This is a genomic window from Sphingomonas sp. (assembly GCF_017745215.1).
Lineage (GTDB): Bacteria > Pseudomonadota > Alphaproteobacteria > Sphingomonadales > Sphingomonadaceae > Sphingomonas.
The window spans coordinates 93,612-109,112 of the sequence record NZ_JAGHZV010000011.1 but is presented as its reverse complement, the minus strand read 5'-3'; the positions used below and the strand labels follow the sequence as shown (position 1 = coordinate 109,112).

The 15,501-nt window shown below is 69.0% G+C and carries 14 protein-coding genes; 2 read left to right on the top strand and 12 right to left on the bottom strand.

What is annotated here, in order from left to right; all coding sequences use genetic code 11:
- Positions 1–24: 24 nt before the first annotated feature.
- From J7495_RS12905 to J7495_RS12870, 8 genes are all read right to left on the bottom strand, one after another.
- Positions 25–1,131, bottom strand: a complete 1,107-nt coding sequence (locus J7495_RS12905) for an AI-2E family transporter (RefSeq protein ID WP_294056987.1) — start codon at positions 1,129–1,131, stop codon at positions 25–27.
- A gap of 261 nt (positions 1,132–1,392) precedes the next feature.
- Positions 1,393–1,755 carry a response regulator gene (locus tag J7495_RS12900; RefSeq protein WP_294056945.1) on the bottom strand — a complete coding sequence of 121 codons (363 nt, stop codon included), beginning with the start codon at positions 1,753–1,755 and terminating at the stop codon, positions 1,393–1,395.
- Positions 1,756–1,794: 39 nt separating this feature from the next.
- On the bottom strand, positions 1,795–4,191 hold the full coding sequence (locus tag J7495_RS12895) for a response regulator (RefSeq protein ID WP_294056944.1): 2,397 nt from the start codon (positions 4,189–4,191) through the stop codon (positions 1,795–1,797).
- A 223-nt stretch (positions 4,192–4,414) separates the two neighbouring features.
- On the bottom strand, positions 4,415–6,217 hold the full coding sequence (locus J7495_RS12890) for an acyl-CoA dehydrogenase C-terminal domain-containing protein (protein ID WP_294056943.1): 1,803 nt from the start codon (positions 6,215–6,217) through the stop codon (positions 4,415–4,417).
- Positions 6,218–6,241: 24 nt separating this feature from the next.
- A complete protein-coding gene (locus J7495_RS12885) occupies positions 6,242–6,676 on the bottom strand; it encodes a MerR family DNA-binding transcriptional regulator (RefSeq protein ID WP_294056941.1) in 435 nt (144 codons plus the stop codon).
- 163 nt (positions 6,677–6,839) lie between these two features.
- The gene (locus J7495_RS12880) at positions 6,840–7,343 is read right to left on the bottom strand and encodes a hypothetical protein (RefSeq protein WP_294056940.1); all 504 of its coding nucleotides are present in this window, start codon (positions 7,341–7,343) and stop codon (positions 6,840–6,842) included.
- Positions 7,340–7,699: a phosphoribosyl-AMP cyclohydrolase gene (gene hisI / locus J7495_RS12875; RefSeq protein ID WP_294056939.1), complete on the bottom strand. Its 360-nt coding sequence runs from the start codon at positions 7,697–7,699 to the stop codon at positions 7,340–7,342. The genes J7495_RS12880 and hisI overlap by 4 nt, the downstream gene beginning before the upstream one ends.
- A gap of 123 nt (positions 7,700–7,822) precedes the next feature.
- Positions 7,823–8,074 carry a Rho termination factor gene (locus tag J7495_RS12870; protein ID WP_294056938.1) on the bottom strand — a complete coding sequence of 84 codons (252 nt, stop codon included), beginning with the start codon at positions 8,072–8,074 and terminating at the stop codon, positions 7,823–7,825.
- 138 nt (positions 8,075–8,212) lie between these two features.
- Here J7495_RS12870 and purF point away from each other — a divergent pair, with 138 nt between their 5' ends.
- Both purF and J7495_RS12860 read left to right on the top strand, forming a co-directional pair.
- The gene (gene purF, locus J7495_RS12865; protein WP_294056937.1) at positions 8,213–9,673 is read left to right on the top strand and encodes an amidophosphoribosyltransferase; all 1,461 of its coding nucleotides are present in this window, start codon (positions 8,213–8,215) and stop codon (positions 9,671–9,673) included.
- Positions 9,674–9,689: 16 nt separating this feature from the next.
- Positions 9,690–10,403 carry an SDR family NAD(P)-dependent oxidoreductase gene (locus tag J7495_RS12860; RefSeq protein ID WP_294056936.1) on the top strand — a complete coding sequence of 238 codons (714 nt, stop codon included), beginning with the start codon at positions 9,690–9,692 and terminating at the stop codon, positions 10,401–10,403.
- 66 nt (positions 10,404–10,469) lie between these two features.
- Here J7495_RS12860 and J7495_RS12855 read toward each other — a convergent pair whose 3' ends face one another.
- The 4 genes from J7495_RS12855 to J7495_RS12840 all read right to left on the bottom strand — a co-directional run bounded on the left by J7495_RS12855 (position 10,470) and on the right by J7495_RS12840 (position 15,500).
- Entirely contained in the window at positions 10,470–11,648 is a 1,179-nt protein-coding gene (locus J7495_RS12855; protein ID WP_294056935.1) for a serine hydrolase domain-containing protein, read from the bottom strand.
- Complete coding sequence (locus tag J7495_RS12850) at positions 11,645–12,832, bottom strand: cyclopropane-fatty-acyl-phospholipid synthase family protein (protein WP_294056985.1); 1,188 nt, start codon at positions 12,830–12,832, stop codon at positions 11,645–11,647. Before J7495_RS12850 ends, J7495_RS12855 begins: the two co-directional genes overlap by 4 nt.
- Before the next feature lie 116 nt (positions 12,833–12,948).
- Positions 12,949–14,319, bottom strand: coding sequence for a deoxyribodipyrimidine photo-lyase (locus J7495_RS12845; RefSeq protein WP_294056934.1), 1,371 nt, complete (start codon positions 14,317–14,319; stop codon positions 12,949–12,951).
- Positions 14,320–14,465: 146 nt separating this feature from the next.
- The gene (locus J7495_RS12840) at positions 14,466–15,500 is read right to left on the bottom strand and encodes a 2-oxoacid:ferredoxin oxidoreductase subunit beta (protein WP_294056933.1); all 1,035 of its coding nucleotides are present in this window, start codon (positions 15,498–15,500) and stop codon (positions 14,466–14,468) included.
- Position 15,501 lies beyond the last annotated feature (1 nt).

Here is a 15,501-nt window from a genome sequence, read left to right as displayed (position 1 = left end):
CCCATACCCCTGTCAACCCGCGGATCACCCGGATTGGTCGCGGCTCGAAAATCCGCGCGCCGGGCGCTGCGACGGATCGGCCACCAGCGTGCCGTGCTCGAAGAGGAATCCCGCGATATCGGGCTTTCCGGCGGCGTTGAGCACGGTCTGGATGATGATGAGCAGCGGCACCGCGAGCAGCGCGCCCGTCGTGCCCCACACCCATCCCCAGAAGCTCAGCGAGACGAGGATCATGATCGGGCTGATCGTCAGCCGGTGGCCGACGACCAGCGGCGTCACCAGATTCGCTTCGATCAAATGCGCGCCGATCATGATGATCGCGGGCATGATCGCCCAGCCGAGCTCGGGGAAGGTCATCAGCCCGCCGAGCGCGAGCAGCAGCGCGCAGAGCACCGGCCCGAAATAGGGGATGTAGTTGAGCAGCGCGACGATGCCGCCCCACATCAGCGGCGTCGGCATGCCGATCGCCCAGAGCGCGCCCGCGACGATCAGGCCGAGGGTGAGGTTGATCAGCGTGATCGTGCCCAGATAGGCCGAGGTGTCGTCGACGACGTCCTGGATCACGCGCGCTGTCGCCATCGCGCCGCCGAAGCTCGACCGGCTGGTGATCGCGTTGCGCCTTAGGCGCGTCCAGCCCGAGAGGAAGAAATAGATCACCAGGATCGCGAAGAACATCTGGATCAGCGCCGAGGGCGCGGTGGTGGTGAACAGGTCGAGCAGCGTCGAGGGCGGCTGCGCGGCCTGCTGCACCGGCTGGTGGATCGGGCCGGTGGCGAAGTTCATCAGCGTCTTGTTCACCCATTGCTGCAGGTTCGAATAGAAATCGATCAGCGGGGCGAGGTTGGTCTGGATCTGCCCGACGCGCTCGGGGAGCAGCCGCACCCATTGCCACGCCGGCACCACGATCGAGGCGAGCGCGACGTTGGCGGCGGTGAGGAACAGCAGCACGCACAGGAACGCCGCGAGCGGCGCGGGCATGCGGTGGCGCTCGAGCCATTCGAGCAGCGGCACCAGCGCGATCGCGATCACCAGGGCCGCGGTGAGCGGCAGGAAGAACTCCGACCCGGCCTTGAGCGCGAACGGCAGCGCGAGCAGCAGCCCCACCCCGCCCATCAGCGTGATCGCCGCCATCAGCCGGTCACGGCGCTGGCCGTCGCCGGGGTTTTCGGCCGGCACCGGCGGGGCGGGCGGAACGGGCGCGACATAGGGTGCGCCGATGCGCGCCTCGCCCGTCGATGCTCCCGGTTCGTCCATCGGCCTTATCCTCGTGCGGAACATCGTAGGACTCGCCACGCGTCTCCGCAACGTTTGCGGAACGGTCCGAATCCGCGCGGTCGATAAAAGCAGACCGGAGGGTTTGGGAAGATCGTTTTGCAGCCCGCGCCGCGGAATTCACGCCTCGGCGGCAAGTCCGTCGAGCGCCCGCTCGACGGCGTCGATGGTGAACGGCTTGGCGAGCACCGGACGGCTGCGGTGATGCTCGGCGATCGCCTCGCCCGCGCCCCCGGTGGCGAGGATGAAGGGAATGCCCGCGCTCGCCAGCGCATCGGCGATCGGCCAGCTCTGTTCGCCGCCGCGCAAATTGACGTCGAGGATCGCCGCGTCGAACCCGCCCGCCTCGACCAGCTCCATCGCGCTCGCAACCGAATCCGCCGAGCCCGCAGGCTCGCGATCCAGCGCGTCGAGGAAGTCCTCGAGCATCATCGCGATCAGGGGTTCGTCCTCGACGATGAGGATGCGACGGAGCTCGGACATGGCGCGGGCTTCGCAGGAAAACCGCCAGCCGCCAAGGAATTATTTCGCGGCCAGCACGTCCCGCACGGCCTCGGCGAGTTGCTGGACCGAGAAGGGCTTGGGGAGGAAGGCGACGTGGTCGAGGTCGATCGACTTGCGCAGCTGCTCCTCGGCATAGCCCGACATGAACAGGATCGGCAGGTCCGGGAAGCGCCGCCGCGCCTCGCGCGCCATCGTCGGGCCGTCCATCACCGGCATCACCACGTCGGAGATCAGCAGGTCGGGGCATTGTCCGGTCGAGAGCAGCTCGAGCGCGGCCTCGCCGTTCTCCGCGGTCGCCACCGCATAGCCCTGGCGAGTAAGCGCGCGCTCGGCGATCGCGCGGACCATGTCCTCGTCCTCGACGATCAGGATGTTGCCGCTGCCCCACAGGTCGGCGGGCTTCTCCTTGACCGCCGACGGCGCCTTGGCCGCGACCGTCGCCTCGGCCTGGGCGTGGACCGGGAAGTAGATCATGAAGGTCGCGCCATGCCCCAGCTCGCTCTCGGCGAAGATATAGCCGCCCGATTGCTTGATGATGCCGTAGACGGTCGAGAGCCCCAGCCCGGTGCCCTTGCCGACTTCCTTGGTGGTGAAGAAAGGCTCCCAGATCTTGCCGAGGATCTCGGGCGGGATGCCGGTGCCGGTGTCGCGGATGCGCAGCGCGGTGTAATCGCCGACGGGCAGGACGTCGTCTTCCATCTCGCGGACCTCGGAGGCGGTGACCGCCATCGTCTCGATCGTCAGCACACCGCCGCCATTGGGGTTCTGCGAGAGCATCGCGTCGCGCGCATTGACCGCGAGGTTGACCACCACCTGCTCGAGCTGCCCCGGATCGGCGCGGACGGGCGCCAGGTTGCGGCCGTGGCGGACCTCGAGCGTCACCGTCTCGCCGAGCAGGCGCTTCAGCAGGTTGGAGACTTCGGAGATGACGTCGGGCAGCTGGAGCACCTGCGGGCGCAGCGTCTGCTGGCGCGAGAAGGCGAGCAGCTGTCGGGTTAGCGACGCGGCGCGGTTCGAGTTGGCGCGGATCTGCTGGATGTCGTCATAGTCGCTGTCGCCGGGCGAATGGCGCATCAGCATCAGGTCGCAGTGCCCGATGATCGCGGTCAGGATGTTGTTGAAGTCGTGCGCGACGCCGCCGGCGAGCTGGCCCACCGCCTGCATCTTGGTCGCCTGCGCGACCTGGCGCTTGAGCTTGCCCTCCTCGCCCGAATCCTTGAGGCTGATCAGCACCGCGGCGTCGCCCAGCCCGCGCGCGCCGGCGATCGAGATCGCGACCGGTTCCTCGGGCGCGTCGGCCATGCGCACGGTCATCTCGGCCGATTGCGGGGCGCCGCTCGCGAAACGGCGGACGGCATCGGCGAGCGCCCCCTTGTCCTCGCGAACCACCAGGTCGCCGGGATAGAGCGGCGGATGCGCGGCGTTCACCCGCGCGGTGCGGACGAAGGCGTCGTTCATGTGGACGAACCGCCCGTCGCGGTCGACCAGCGCCATGCCGAGCGGCAGCAGCGAGATCAGCGAGCGGACATGCGCCGTGGCGCTGCCGCCGATCGCCGGGACGGCGACGTTCGCCGGCTCCTCGTCGAGCAGCGCGACGAGCATCGGCGCGTCCTCGCCCTCGAGGAAGGGAATCTGGAGGACGCGGAGCGGCGTGCCGTCGCCGCCCTCGCGCTCGAAGCGGACGCGCCCGGCCGAATCGGTGACGAGCAGCCGGGCGAAGTCGCGCCCCTCGGCCGAGAGGTCGAGGTTGCCGAGCGCGCGCACGGTGAAGACGCGGTTGGCCGAGCGGACGCGCCCGTCGGGGCCGACCATCACCGTCATGATCCCTGCCGCGCCCATCCGCTCGCCGGTCGAGCCCGCGAGCAGCGCCTGGACCTGTGCGGCGAGGTCGAGCGCCTGGACGCCGATGAAGCGCCATACCAGGCTGTCCTCGCCAACCCGCGCGACGCGCGCCGAGACCGGAGCGCCGAAGACATGGAGGTCGTCGACCCGCCCCTCGCCGTCGCGCCAGGCGGCGCGTGCGGCATCGGCGAGGCGGGTATTGGCGACGTCGCTCACCGGCAGGCTGGGCGGCGTCGGGAAGCCGGCGAACAGCGCCTCATAGCGGCTGTTGGCGCAGACGAGTCGCCCGGCGCGATCGGTGACCGCGAGCGCATCGTCGCTGGCGGCGGCGAGGGCGTAGGCCACGCTCCAGTCGGTCTCGACGACTTCGGCGGCGGCAGGCGCGAACAGCCGGCGCGCGGCGTAGATGGCGCCCGCGGCGAGGATGCCGGCGGCGACGAAGCCGATCGCGACCACGCGATTGTCGAGCGTCAGCAGCACCACCGCCGCGGCGGCGAACCCGGCGAGCGCCGCCGCGGCGAGAGGCAGCAGCGGGCTGCGGCGAGGCTCGGGAATCGCATGGAGCGTGGCCATGGCGCCCTGTTGGGGAGTTGGCCGGGTCGGGTCAACCAGGGATCGCCACGGGTTGACGGACGGAGAGAAGGATGCGTCGCGAACGACGGCCGCAGTCGCCTCGCAAACCTTCAACCGTCATCCCGGCGAAAGCCGGGACCCGGGGCCTTGGAAGACCTCGCTCGCCACCCCGTGCCCGGGCTTTCGCCGGGTTGACGCTTCAGGTCTGAGGGGGCCGCAGTCCTCAAGCCGCGCGGAACATCTCCGGCTCGAGCGCCATCACCGCGTCCGACCCCGCCTCGATCTTGCGCCGCAGCGCGCCGGCGTCGGGCAGGATGCGCTCGGCGTAGAAGCGCGCGGTGACCAGCTTGGCTTCATAGAATTTCGCGTCCTCCGCGCCCTCGCCGAGCGCCGCCAGCGCCGCCCTGGCCATGCGCAGCCACATCAGCCCCAGCGCCACCGTGCCGGTGAGCTGCATGTACGGATAGGCTCCCGCCCCGACATGGTTCGGGTTGGTGAAGCCGTTCTGGACGAACCACATCGTCGCCGCCTGGAGCTGGCCCAGCGCCTTCTTGAGTGCCTCGGCGATGCCGGCGAGCTTCTCCTCGCTCTTCGCCGTCGTCGCTTCCTCGGCCACCAGCTTGAAGAAGGCCTGGATCGCGCGGCCGCCGTTCGCGGGCAGCTTGCGGCCGACCAGGTCCATCGCCTGGATGCCGTTGGTGCCCTCGTAGATCATCGAGATGCGCGCATCGCGGACGTACTGCTCCATCCCCCATTCGGCGATATAGCCGTGCCCGCCATAGACCTGCTGGCTGTCGGTCGCGGTCTTGTAGCCGATGTCGGTGCCATGGCCCTTGATCACCGGGGTGAGCAGCCCGACGAGGTCGGCGGCCATCTGGCGCTCCTCCTCGGTCGCCGCGTCATGCTCGAGGTCGACGAGCAGCGCCCCCCACAGGCACAGCGCGCGCAGGCCCTCGGTCTGCGCCTTGGCTTCCATCAGCATGCGGCGCACGTCGGGGTGGACGAACAGCGTGTCCGCCTTCTCATTGGGCTCGGCCGGGCCGGTGAGCGCGCGGCCCTGGCGGCGGTCCTCGGCGTACTGCACCGCATTCTGCAACGCGGTCTCGCCCACCGCGAGCCCCTGGAGCCCGACGCCGAGCCGCGCCGCGTTCATCATGATGAACATCGCGGCGAGGCCCTTCATCTCCTCGCCGACCAGCCAGCCCTTGGCACCGTCATAGTTCATCACGCAGGTCGAGTTGGCGTGGATGCCCATCTTGTGCTCGATCGAGCCGCAGCTCACCGCGTTGCGCTCGCCCAGCGACCCGTCGTCGTTCACCATCACCTTGGGCACCACGAACAGCGAGATGCCCTTGGTGCTCTCGGGCGCGCCCGGCGTCTTGGCGAGCACGAGGTGGATGATGTTGTCGGTGAGGTCGTGCTCGCCCGACGAGATGAAGATCTTGGTGCCGGTGATGCTGTACGATCCGTCCGCCTGCGGCTCGGCGCGGGTCCGGATGAGGCCGAGGTCGGTGCCGCACTGCGGCTCGGTGAGGTTCATCGTGCCGCCCCACTCGCCCGACACCATCTTCGGCACGTACTTTGCCTTCTGCTCGTCCGATCCCTTGACCAGCAGCGCCGCGATCGCGCCGTGGGTGAGGCCGGGATACATGGCGAAGGCCATGTTCGAGGAGATCATATACTCCTCGAACGCCGTCGCCACGACGTGCGGCATGTCCTGCCCGCCGAACTGCTCGGGCGCCGACAGCGTGCCCCAGCCGCTCTCGACGAACTGCCTGTACGCTTCCTTATAGCCCGCCGGGGTGGTCACGCTGCCGTCCTCGTGGCGCGTGCAGCCTTCCTGGTCGCCGCTCTGGTTGAGCGGGAACAGCACTTCCGAGACGAACCTGCCCCCCTCCTCGAGCACCGCGGTCACCACGTCGGGCGTCGCGTTGGCGAAGCCCGGCAGGTTGGCGTAGCGATCGAGCCCGATCACGCGATCGAGGATGAAGCGCGTGTCGCGCACCGGCGGCGTGTACTTGGGCATCGGGGCAATCCTCTCGGGGGCTTTTCAGGGGTTCTGGTCGTCGGTCACATGCTGGAGCAGCTCGACGAACTGCTGGAGCTCGGCGATGTGCGCGTCGATATCGTGCTTTTGTTGCTCGAGCAGGTCGATCCGCGCGCGGCAGCGGTCGAGCGTCACCTGGCGCTGGACCCGGCGGCCGTCGCCGACGTCGTACAGGTCGATCATCTCGCGGATCTCGGCGAGGCTGAACCCCACGCGCTTGCCGCGAAGGATCCAGGCGAGCCGGGCACGGTCGCGGTGCGAATAGACGCGCGAGGTGCCCCGCCGCTGCGGCGAGATCAGCCCCTCGTCCTCGTAGAAGCGCAGCGCCCTTGCAGTGACGCCGAACTCGCTGCCGAGGTCGGAGATGGTGTAGAAGTCGCGATCCGTACGCGGTTCGATCCGCGCCAGCGCTTCGATGGGAAAGACGGCTGCAGACATGGGGGCCGCCGTAGTTTACCTTTACGTTAACGTCAAGATAGACTTTGGTCTAACAGCCATCCTTCGTCATCCCGGCGAAAGCCGGGGACCCAGGGTCACGAGCGACGTCCTGCTTGGCTCTGGGTCCCGGCTTTCGCCGGGATGACGGCCTGAAGTGCAGGATTCACCCCCCGCAGAGCGCCCGCCCCTGCGGATCGCGCATCGCCCGCGCCTCGGACTCCGACGCGCTGAGCTGCGACACCTCCAGCCCCGCGTACGACGCCCGCCGCGCGCAGAGCTTCGCGCAGCCGTCGGGCATGTTGCCGGGGAAGTAGATCTTGTCGCCGTCGAACCGCGCGTCGAAGCTGCATCCGTCGGCATCCTTGCCGAGCTGGACGTGGAGCTTGCCGCCCACCCGCGTCATCGTGCCGGTGCCGCTGCAGGTGATCCGGTCGCCATAGTCGACGAAGGCGCCGATCCGGTAGCCCTGGTCGTCGTGCACCACGCAGATCCGGTCGGTGTCGCGTGCATAGAGGCCGGCGATCTCGGTATCGGCGGGGTCGCGGATCATGCCGCGCTCGATCGCGGCGCTCTCGAGATCCTGCGGCTGCTCGGCATTGCCCTGCGGCTGCGGCGCCTTGCCGGAGCAGGCCGCGAGCGCCAGCAGCGGCAACAGCCAGAGCCTCATGCGACTCGCACCAGCCGATCGCCCTCGACGCGCCGGTAGAAGCAGCTCGCTTCGCCGGTGTGGCAGGCGGGCCCCTGCGGATCGACGACCAGCCACACCGCGTCCTGGTCGCAGTCGACGCGGATCTCGCGGACCTTGAGGACGTGCCCCGAACTCTCGCCCTTCTTCCAGAGCCGCCCGCGGCTGCGCGACCAGAACCAGCCTTCGCCGGTCTCGATCGTCCGGGCGAGCGCCTCGGCATTCATGTGCGCCACCATCAGCAGCGTGCCGGCGGCGTCGGTCGCCACTGCGGTCACCAGGCCGGCGGCGTCGTATTTGGGGTCGAGCGTCGGCCCGGTCTCGCGATCGTTTTCCACGCGGACGGTCTAGAACAACTCCTACCAGTCGTCATCCCGGCGAAAGCCGGGACCCAGGGCAGCGGAGGACATCGCTCGTGGCCCTGGGTCCCGGCTTTCGCCGGGATGACGGGTTGGGGGCACCTAATGATCCCGAATCGCGTCGATCAGCTCGTCCTTGTCCATCTCCGACCGGCCATCGATGCCGATCGTCTTCGCCTCATCCTCGAGATCGTCCTTCGTCCGGTCCTCGAGATGCGTGCTGCGATGGTCGAGCGTGCCGGCCGCCCTGGCGTTGGCGATCCGCGCGGCCTTCTCCTCCGAAGCGCCTTCCTCGCGCAGCTTGTCGTAGAGCGCGCCGTCCTTGATCTGCGGTCCGTGCTTTCCCTTGGGCATGGCGGGGGTTCCTTTCCCCCTCAACAACCTGTAGCCGCGGCAAAAGTTCGCCAAAGCGCCGGAGCGTGTGACAAACCCGCGACAAAGCGAACCGAACCCCCTATATGGCGCCAAACGCAACCGGGCCGCAAAGGTACGATGCTCACCACACATCCCTATGACGACGACAAGCTGCGCGAGGAGTGCGGCATCTTCGGAGTCTCCAATGCCCAGGGTGCGGCCGCGCTCGTCGCGCTGGGCCTTCACGCGCTCCAGCACCGGGGCCAGGAGGCCGCGGGCATCACCAGCTTCGACGGCCACAGCTTCCACACGCATCGCGCGATGGGCCATGTCGCGGGCAACTTCGACAAGGACGAAGTGATTCGCGCGCTGAGCGGCACCACCGCCTGCGGCCACGTCCGCTACTCGACCACGGGCGAGACCGCGCTGCGCAACGTCCAGCCGCTCTATGCCGAGCTGGTCAGCGGCGGCTTCGCGGTGGCGCACAACGGCAACATCTCGAACGCGATGCGGCTGCGGCGCGACCTGATCCGCCGCGGCTCGATCTTCCAGTCGACGTCGGACACCGAGGTGATCATCCACCTCGTCGCCACGTCGAGCTACCGCTCGCTGATCGACAAGTTCATCGACGCGCTCAAGCAGGTCGAGGGCGCCTATTCGCTGATCTGCATGACCGCCGAGGGCATGATCGCCTGCCGCGATCCGCTCGGCATCCGCCCGCTGGTGATGGGCAAGCTCGGCGACACGGTGATCTTCGCCTCGGAGACGGTGGCGCTCGACGTGGTCGACGCCGAGTACGTCCGCGACGTCGAGCCCGGCGAGCTGGTGATCGTCAAGGGCAGCGAGATCCAGTCGCACCGCCCCTTTCCGCCGCTCGGCGCGCGGCCGTGCATCTTCGAGCATGTCTATTTCTCGCGCCCCGATTCGATCGCCGACGGCCGCTCGGTCTATTCGGTACGCAAGGCGATCGGCGCGCAGCTCGCGATCGAAGCGCCCGTCGAGGCCGACCTCGTCGTCCCCGTTCCCGATTCGGGCGTCCCCGCCGCGATCGGCTATGCGCAACAGTCGGGCATTCCGTTCGAGCTCGGCATCATCCGCTCGCACTATGTCGGCCGCACCTTCATCCAGCCGACCGCCGAGGTCCGCCGCCTTGGCGTCAAGCTCAAGCACAATGCCAATCGCGAGCTGATCGCCGGCAAGCGCATCGTCCTCATCGACGATTCGATCGTGCGCGGCACCACCAGCCTCAAGATCGTCGAGATGATGCGCGAGGCGGGTGCTTCCGAAGTGCACATGCGCATCGCTTCGCCGCCGACGCGGCACAGCTGCTTCTACGGCGTCGACACGCCCGAGCGCGAGAAGCTGCTCGCCGCCAAGCACGACGTGACCGGCATGACCGGCTTCATCCATGCCGACAGCCTCGCCTTCGTCTCGATCGACGGGCTCTACAAGGCGCTCGGCCAGCCCCGCCGCGCCGACAACAGCCCCAGCCACTGCGACGCCTGCTTCACCGGCGACTATCCGACGCCGCTGACCGACCATGACGAGCAGAGCACCGTCGAGCAGTTCGCGCTGCTCCGCGAACGCGTCGGCGGCTGAGCGGACCCACGGACCCATGCCAAGCAGCAAGCCCCTCGAAGGCCAGACCGCGCTCGTCACCGGCGCCAGCCGCGGCATCGGTGCCGCCACCGCCAAGGCGCTCGCCGGCCTCGGCGCGCATGTCGTGCTCACCGCGCGGACCGTCGGCGGACTCGAGGAGACCGAGGAAGCGATCCACGCTGCCGGCGGCACCTCGACGATCGCGCCGGTCGACCTGGCCGAGAACGAGAGCATCGCGCGCCTCGCCGCCGCGATCGAGGACCGCTGGCCGGCGCTCGACGTGCTGGTGCTGGGCGCCGCGACGCTGGGCACGCTGAGCGCCGTCCCCGCGATCGACCCCAAGGACTTTGCGCGCGTGCTGACGCTCAACGTCAGCGCCCAGGCGGCGCTGCTCGCGGCGTTCGACGGGGCGCTGCGCAAGGCACCCTCCGCGCGCGTGATCGGACTGACCTCGGGCACCGCTCGCAACCCGCGCGCCTATTGGGGCATGTACGCCGCCTCCAAGGCCGCGTTCGAGAACCTCCTGCTGAGCTATGGCGAGGAAGTCCGCCAGATCAGCGGCATCCGCGTCGCCTTGGTCAACCCCGGCCCCACCCGCACCGCGATGCGCGCCCGCGCCTATCCGGGCGAGGATCCCGCGACGCTGAAGGCCCCCGAAGTCGTGGCCGAGCGCATCGCCGTGCTCGCCCAGGGCGGGTTCGAGCATGGCCATTTCGAGCGGATCGGCTGAAGGCCGCGCCTTCGCCCAACCATAAATCGTCATCCCGGCTTTCGCCGGGATGACGGCTGGAATTGGCTATTCCCCCGCCGCGAACAGCTTCTCCAGGAAGGCCATCCGCGCCTTGCTCAGCTCGGGATCGGTGGCCTTGGGCCATGCGCCGGAGATCGCGACGACCATGTGGCGCTTGGGATCGATCGTCACCGACTGGCCGAAGATCCCGCGCGCACCGAAGCGCCCTTCGGGATAGGTCCACCATTGATAGCCATAGCCCGAGCCCGGCAGGCCGATGTCGGCGTGGCTTGCAGTCGCGAGTCCGAACCAGCCGGGCGGGACGACGCCCTTGCCGCCCTCGAGCACGAACTGTCCCATCCGCGCATAGTCGCGCAGGCTGATCGAGAGGCAGCAACCGCTGACCTCGTTGCCCGCGGGATTGATCGACCAGAAGGCGTCGCGCTCCATCCCGAAGCGCTTCCACACCTTCTCGCTCAGATAATTGGCGAGCGGCTTGCCCGTCGCGCGGATCACCAGGATGCCGATCAGATTGGTCTCGCCGGTCTTGTAGACCCATCTGGTGCCCGGCTTCGCCTCGCTCGGCAGCTTGCGCATATAGGCGACGGTCGGGTCCTCGCCCGCCGGAGTCGGCTCGAGGAACATCCGCGCCACGTCGGACTTGGGATCGGTGTAGTCCTCGTTCCACTTCACGCCCGAGGTCATGGTGAGCAGCTGGGCGATCGTCACGCCGTCATAGCCGCTCCCCTTGAGCTCGGGGATATACTTGGTCACCGGCTCCTCGGTGGACTTGATGTAGCCGTCCTCGATCGCGGCGCCGACCAGCGTCGAGGTGAACGATTTGGCTACCGAGAAGCTGGTATAGCGCCCCTCGGGCCCATAGCCGCGCGCATAGCGTTCGAGGCGGACCCTGCCGTCCTGGAGCACGAGGATCCCCGCGACGTTCTGCGCCGCGATGAAGGCATCGACATCCGCATCGGGCACCCCGAGCGGCTTGCCCTGCGGCAGCGCGCGGACCTTCCTCCCCGCCTTGACGACGTGCGACGGGAAGATCGTCTCCATCGCCGGGAAGTTCTTGTCGCGCTGCGCCTGGCTCCAGAAGAGCACTTCCGCGCTCACGCGGCGCAGCGCCCCGGTATCCTTGGGATCGAGCCTGGGTCCCGCCGCGACCGGCGCCTGCTGCGCCGTCGCCGAACCCGCCACCAGCGCCAGCGCCAGCGCGCCCGCCATCAGCCAGAATCTCATGCCCCCTCCTTCACCAGCGTGACCTGCGCCACGTCGATCCCGCCGCCGCGGAACCCGCCTTCGCAGTACATCAGATAATAGCGCCACAAGTCGATGAACTTGCGATCGAATTGCGCGGGCAGCCGCCCCGTCGCCGCGGCCGCCTCGAAGCGCAGCCGCCATTCGAGCAGCGTCTCGGCATAGTCGAGGCCGAAGCCCTTCCGGTCCTGCCAGCCCAGCCCGTTCGCTTCGGCGATCGCGCGGAACTCGCTCTCGCGAACGAGGAGCCCGCCGGGGAAGACATAGGCCTGGATGAAGTCGACGTTGCTTGCGTAGCCTTCGAACATCGCATCGTCGAAGCTGATCAGCTGGATCGCCGCGCGCCCGCCGGGCTTGAGCACGCGCGCGATCGTCGAGAGGTAATGCGGCCAATAGTCGCGCCCCACTGCCTCGACCATCTCGATGCTCGCCACCGCATCATAACTGCCGGTGACGTCGCGATAATCGGTGAGCCCGAAGGTCACGCCCTCGAGCCCGGCCGCCTCGACGCGCGCCTCGGCCCAGGCCTTCTGCTCGCCCGACAGCGTGATCGCATGGACGCGTCGCCCTGCCCGCCCCGCGGCCTCGGCGAAGGAGCCCCAGCCGCAGCCGATCTCGAGGATCGTGTCGCCAGGTTTCGTTCCGGTCCGATCGAGGATCGCGGCGAGCTTGGCCGCCTGGCCTTCCTCCAGGCTCATCTCCGGCCGCTCGAACAAGGCGCTCGAATAGGTCATGCCCGGGTCGAGCCACTGGGCGTAGAAGTCGTTGCCCAGGTCGTAGTGGAAATGGATGTTCCGCCGCGCCCCGCCGCGGCTGTTGCGGTGAAGCCAGTGGACCAGGCGCTTGGCGAGGAGTGGCAGCCCGCCCGCCCGCGCGCCCGCCGCGAGCCCCGCGCGATTGCGCCCGAACAGCTCGAACAGCACCTCGGGGGCCGGGCTCGCCCATTCGCCGTGCGCCCAGGCCTCGTACCAGCCGCCCGACCCCGAAGTCATCAGCCGGACCAGCGCGCGCCAGCTCCGGAGGTCGACTTCCGCCGCGGGCCCGGCCGCGCGGCCGCCGAGCAGCCGTTTCCCGCCGCCGGGCAGCCACAGCATCAGGCTGCCCTCGGCGATCCCCGCATCGATTCGCTTGAGCAACGGTCCCAACAGGGGGGCGAGCAACCCCATCCGCGCCCCGCCGGTCGCGGCGGCGTGTTCCCCCATGCCGTCGCGACCCTGGTTCCCGGCTGGCGCGTGCATCGGCGCCTTCATGCACCTCTCCGCAGCAGGAGCAAGCGCAATCGTTAACGCGCGCGAATTGCCGCCAGCGCACGCTCGCGGCCCTCGCGATGGCCAATGATCTTCGGCGGATAGTCCGCCGGCCGCCGGCCCGCCGCCTCGGGATCGTGGATCGCCGAGTCGGGCAGCGCGGCGAGTTCGGGCACCCAGCGGCGGATATAGCCCGCGGCGTCGAACTTCTCCGACTGGACGAGCGGCGCCATCACCCGGCCCCACTGGTTGGCGTCGACGCCGGTGCCCGCGCTCCACTGCCAGTTGACGCTGTTGCTGGCATAATCGGCGTCGACCAGCGTGTCCCAGAACCAGCGCTCGCCTTCGCGCCAGTCGATCAGGAGGTGCTTCACCAGGAAGCTCGCCACGATCATCCGCACGCGATTGTGCATCCAGCCGCTGGCCCAGAGCTGGCGCATGCCCGCGTCGACGATCGGATAGCCGGTGCGGCCCTGCTGCCAGGCGCCGAGGTCCGCCTTGGCCTCGCGGCCCGAACGCCACTCGATCGCGTCGAACCGCTCGACGCCGTTTCGCGCGCCATAGTCGGGGAATTGCAGGATGACGCCCTGCGCATAGTCGCGCCACCCCAGCTCGGCGAGGAACTTGCCCGCCGATCCGCCCTTGCCGGCGATGCGATGCCAGACGCGCGCGGGCGAAATCTCGCCGAAGTGGAGATGCGGCGACAGGCGCGAGGTCGCTTCCTCGGAAGGCAAGTCGCGGCGGTCGCCATAGCGCGCGGCGATCTCGGCGAAGTCGTCGAGCCGCTCGACTGCGCCCGCCTCGCCCGGCGTCCATTCCTCCGCGAAGCCCGTGGCCCAGTCTGGCTTGCTCGGCAGCAGGCGCCAGTCGGCAAGGTCGTCGCTCCCGGGCCAATACGGCGGCGCGGGAATTTCGTGCAGCGCCGGATGCGGCTGGGGCGGCGGCATCCGCTCCTGCAGCGAGCGCCAGAAGGGCGTGAAGATGCGATAGGGATTGCCCGAGCCGTTCAGCACGCTGCCCGGCGGGGCGAGGAAATTGCCGTCATGAAGGCCAAGCTCGAGCCCGCGCCCCACCGCGCGCTCGGCATTCCGCCACCAGGGCTCGTAATGATGGAGCGCATGGACGCGCCGCGTGCCGACTTCCTCGGCGAGCTTCGCGAGTTCCTCGTCGCATCTGCCCCGCCGCAGGATCAGCCGCGAGCCCTTCGCCCGCAGCGCCACGTCGAGGCTCGCGAGGCTATGGTGCAGCCACCACCGCGACGCGCCGCCCATCGCGCGGTGCTTCGCCGTCTCGTCGTCGAGGACATAGACCGGCACCACCGGCCCCTCCCCCGCCGCTGCGAGGAGCGCGGCCTGGTCCGAGAGGCGGAGGTCCTGGCGGAACCAGAGGAGCGTGGGTGGCTTCATCGCACCTGTGGATTTCACACGCCTTCAACCGTCATCCCGGCGAAAGCCGGGACCCAGGGCCGCGAGCGTTTCCCTCTGCAACCCTGGGTCCCGGCTTTCGCCGGGATGACGGGGGATAGCGATCAAATGACCCTCTGCGCGAAACCCTATTCCGCCCGAGGTTCCTTATCCACCATCCACGTCTGCCCCTTCGAGAGCAGCTTCTGCAGGTCGGGCTTCTTCCCCTCGCTCGCCGCCCGGTTCTGCGCGACCACCGCGCTCTCGAAGGTCGGCGCCGGATCGTCGTACAGCACGCCCAGCGCCATCGGGAACGCGCCGAACGGCATCTCGACCAGCATGTGCGCCACCGCCCGGTTGCGGACGTTGTGGACGATCACCCCCGCCGCTTCCCAGTCGCCGTCGACCACCTCGACCACCTTGAGCGTCAGCGTCTCGCGGTCGAGCGACAGGCCCTTGGCGCCGCCCGCGAACAGCAGCGGCTTGCCGTCCTCGGCCCAAAGCTGGTTCGCCACCGCATTGGGCTTGGCAGTGAAGGGCTCGAACACCTCGTCGTTGTAGACGATGCAGTTCTGGAAGATCTCGACGAACGCGGTGCCCTGGTGCGCATGCGCCGCCTTGAGCACGCTCGGCAGATTCTTGTGCACGTCGATCGCGCGCGCCACGAAGCGCGCACCGCTGCCGAGCGCGAAGGCGCAGGGCTTGGCAGGATGGTCGACCGAGCCGAACGGCGTCGAGGGCGAGCGCGTGCCTTCGCGGCTGGTCGGCGAATATTGCCCCTTGGTGAGGCCGTAGATCTCGTTGTTGAACAGCAGGAACTGGCAGTTCAAATTGCGCCGCAGCAGGTGCATCGTGTGGTTGCCGCCGATCGACAGCGCGTCGCCGTCGCCGGTGATGATCCACACGTCGAGCTCGGGATTGGCGAGCTTCACCCCCGTCGCCACCGCCGGCGCGCGGCCGTGGATGGTGTGGAAGCCGTAGGTCTCCATGTAATAGGGAAACCGGCTCGAGCAGCCGATGCCGCTGACGAACACGGTGTTCTCGGGCGTCGCGCCGATCTCGGGCATGGTGCGCTGCACCGCCTTGAGGATCGCATAGTCGCCGCAGCCCGGGCACCAGCGGACCTCCTGGTCGGTCTCCCAGTCCTTGGGAGTCGAGGGGCGGATGGTGGTGATCTCGTTCATC

Bases quoted from the DNA above. Each gene is read 5' to 3' on its own strand.
- J7495_RS12885 (WP_294056941.1), bottom strand. From the start codon at position 6,676: ATGTCTGCAGCCGTCTTTCCCATCGAAGCGCTGGCGCGGATCGAACCG.
- J7495_RS12845 (WP_294056934.1), bottom strand. From the start codon at position 14,319: ATGAAGCCACCCACGCTCCTCTGGTTCCGCCAGGACCTCCGCCTCTCG.
- J7495_RS12880 (WP_294056940.1), bottom strand. From the start codon at position 7,343: ATGAGGCTCTGGCTGTTGCCGCTGCTGGCGCTCGCGGCCTGCTCCGGC.
- J7495_RS12895 (WP_294056944.1), bottom strand. From the start codon at position 4,191: ATGGCCACGCTCCATGCGATTCCCGAGCCTCGCCGCAGCCCGCTGCTG.
- J7495_RS12850 (WP_294056985.1), bottom strand. From the start codon at position 12,832: ATGGGGTTGCTCGCCCCCCTGTTGGGACCGTTGCTCAAGCGAATCGAT.
- J7495_RS12840 (WP_294056933.1), bottom strand. From the start codon at position 15,500: ATGAACGAGATCACCACCATCCGCCCCTCGACTCCCAAGGACTGGGAG.
- J7495_RS12890 (WP_294056943.1), bottom strand. From the start codon at position 6,217: ATGCCCAAGTACACGCCGCCGGTGCGCGACACGCGCTTCATCCTCGAT.
- purF (WP_294056937.1), top strand. From the start codon at position 8,213: ATGCTCACCACACATCCCTATGACGACGACAAGCTGCGCGAGGAGTGC.
- J7495_RS12860 (WP_294056936.1), top strand. From the start codon at position 9,690: ATGCCAAGCAGCAAGCCCCTCGAAGGCCAGACCGCGCTCGTCACCGGC.
- J7495_RS12900 (WP_294056945.1), bottom strand. From the start codon at position 1,755: ATGTCCGAGCTCCGTCGCATCCTCATCGTCGAGGACGAACCCCTGATC.
- J7495_RS12855 (WP_294056935.1), bottom strand. From the start codon at position 11,648: ATGAGATTCTGGCTGATGGCGGGCGCGCTGGCGCTGGCGCTGGTGGCG.
- J7495_RS12905 (WP_294056987.1), bottom strand. From the start codon at position 1,131: ATGGCGGCGATCACGCTGATGGGCGGGGTGGGGCTGCTGCTCGCGCTG.
- J7495_RS12870 (WP_294056938.1), bottom strand. From the start codon at position 8,074: ATGCCCAAGGGAAAGCACGGACCGCAGATCAAGGACGGCGCGCTCTAC.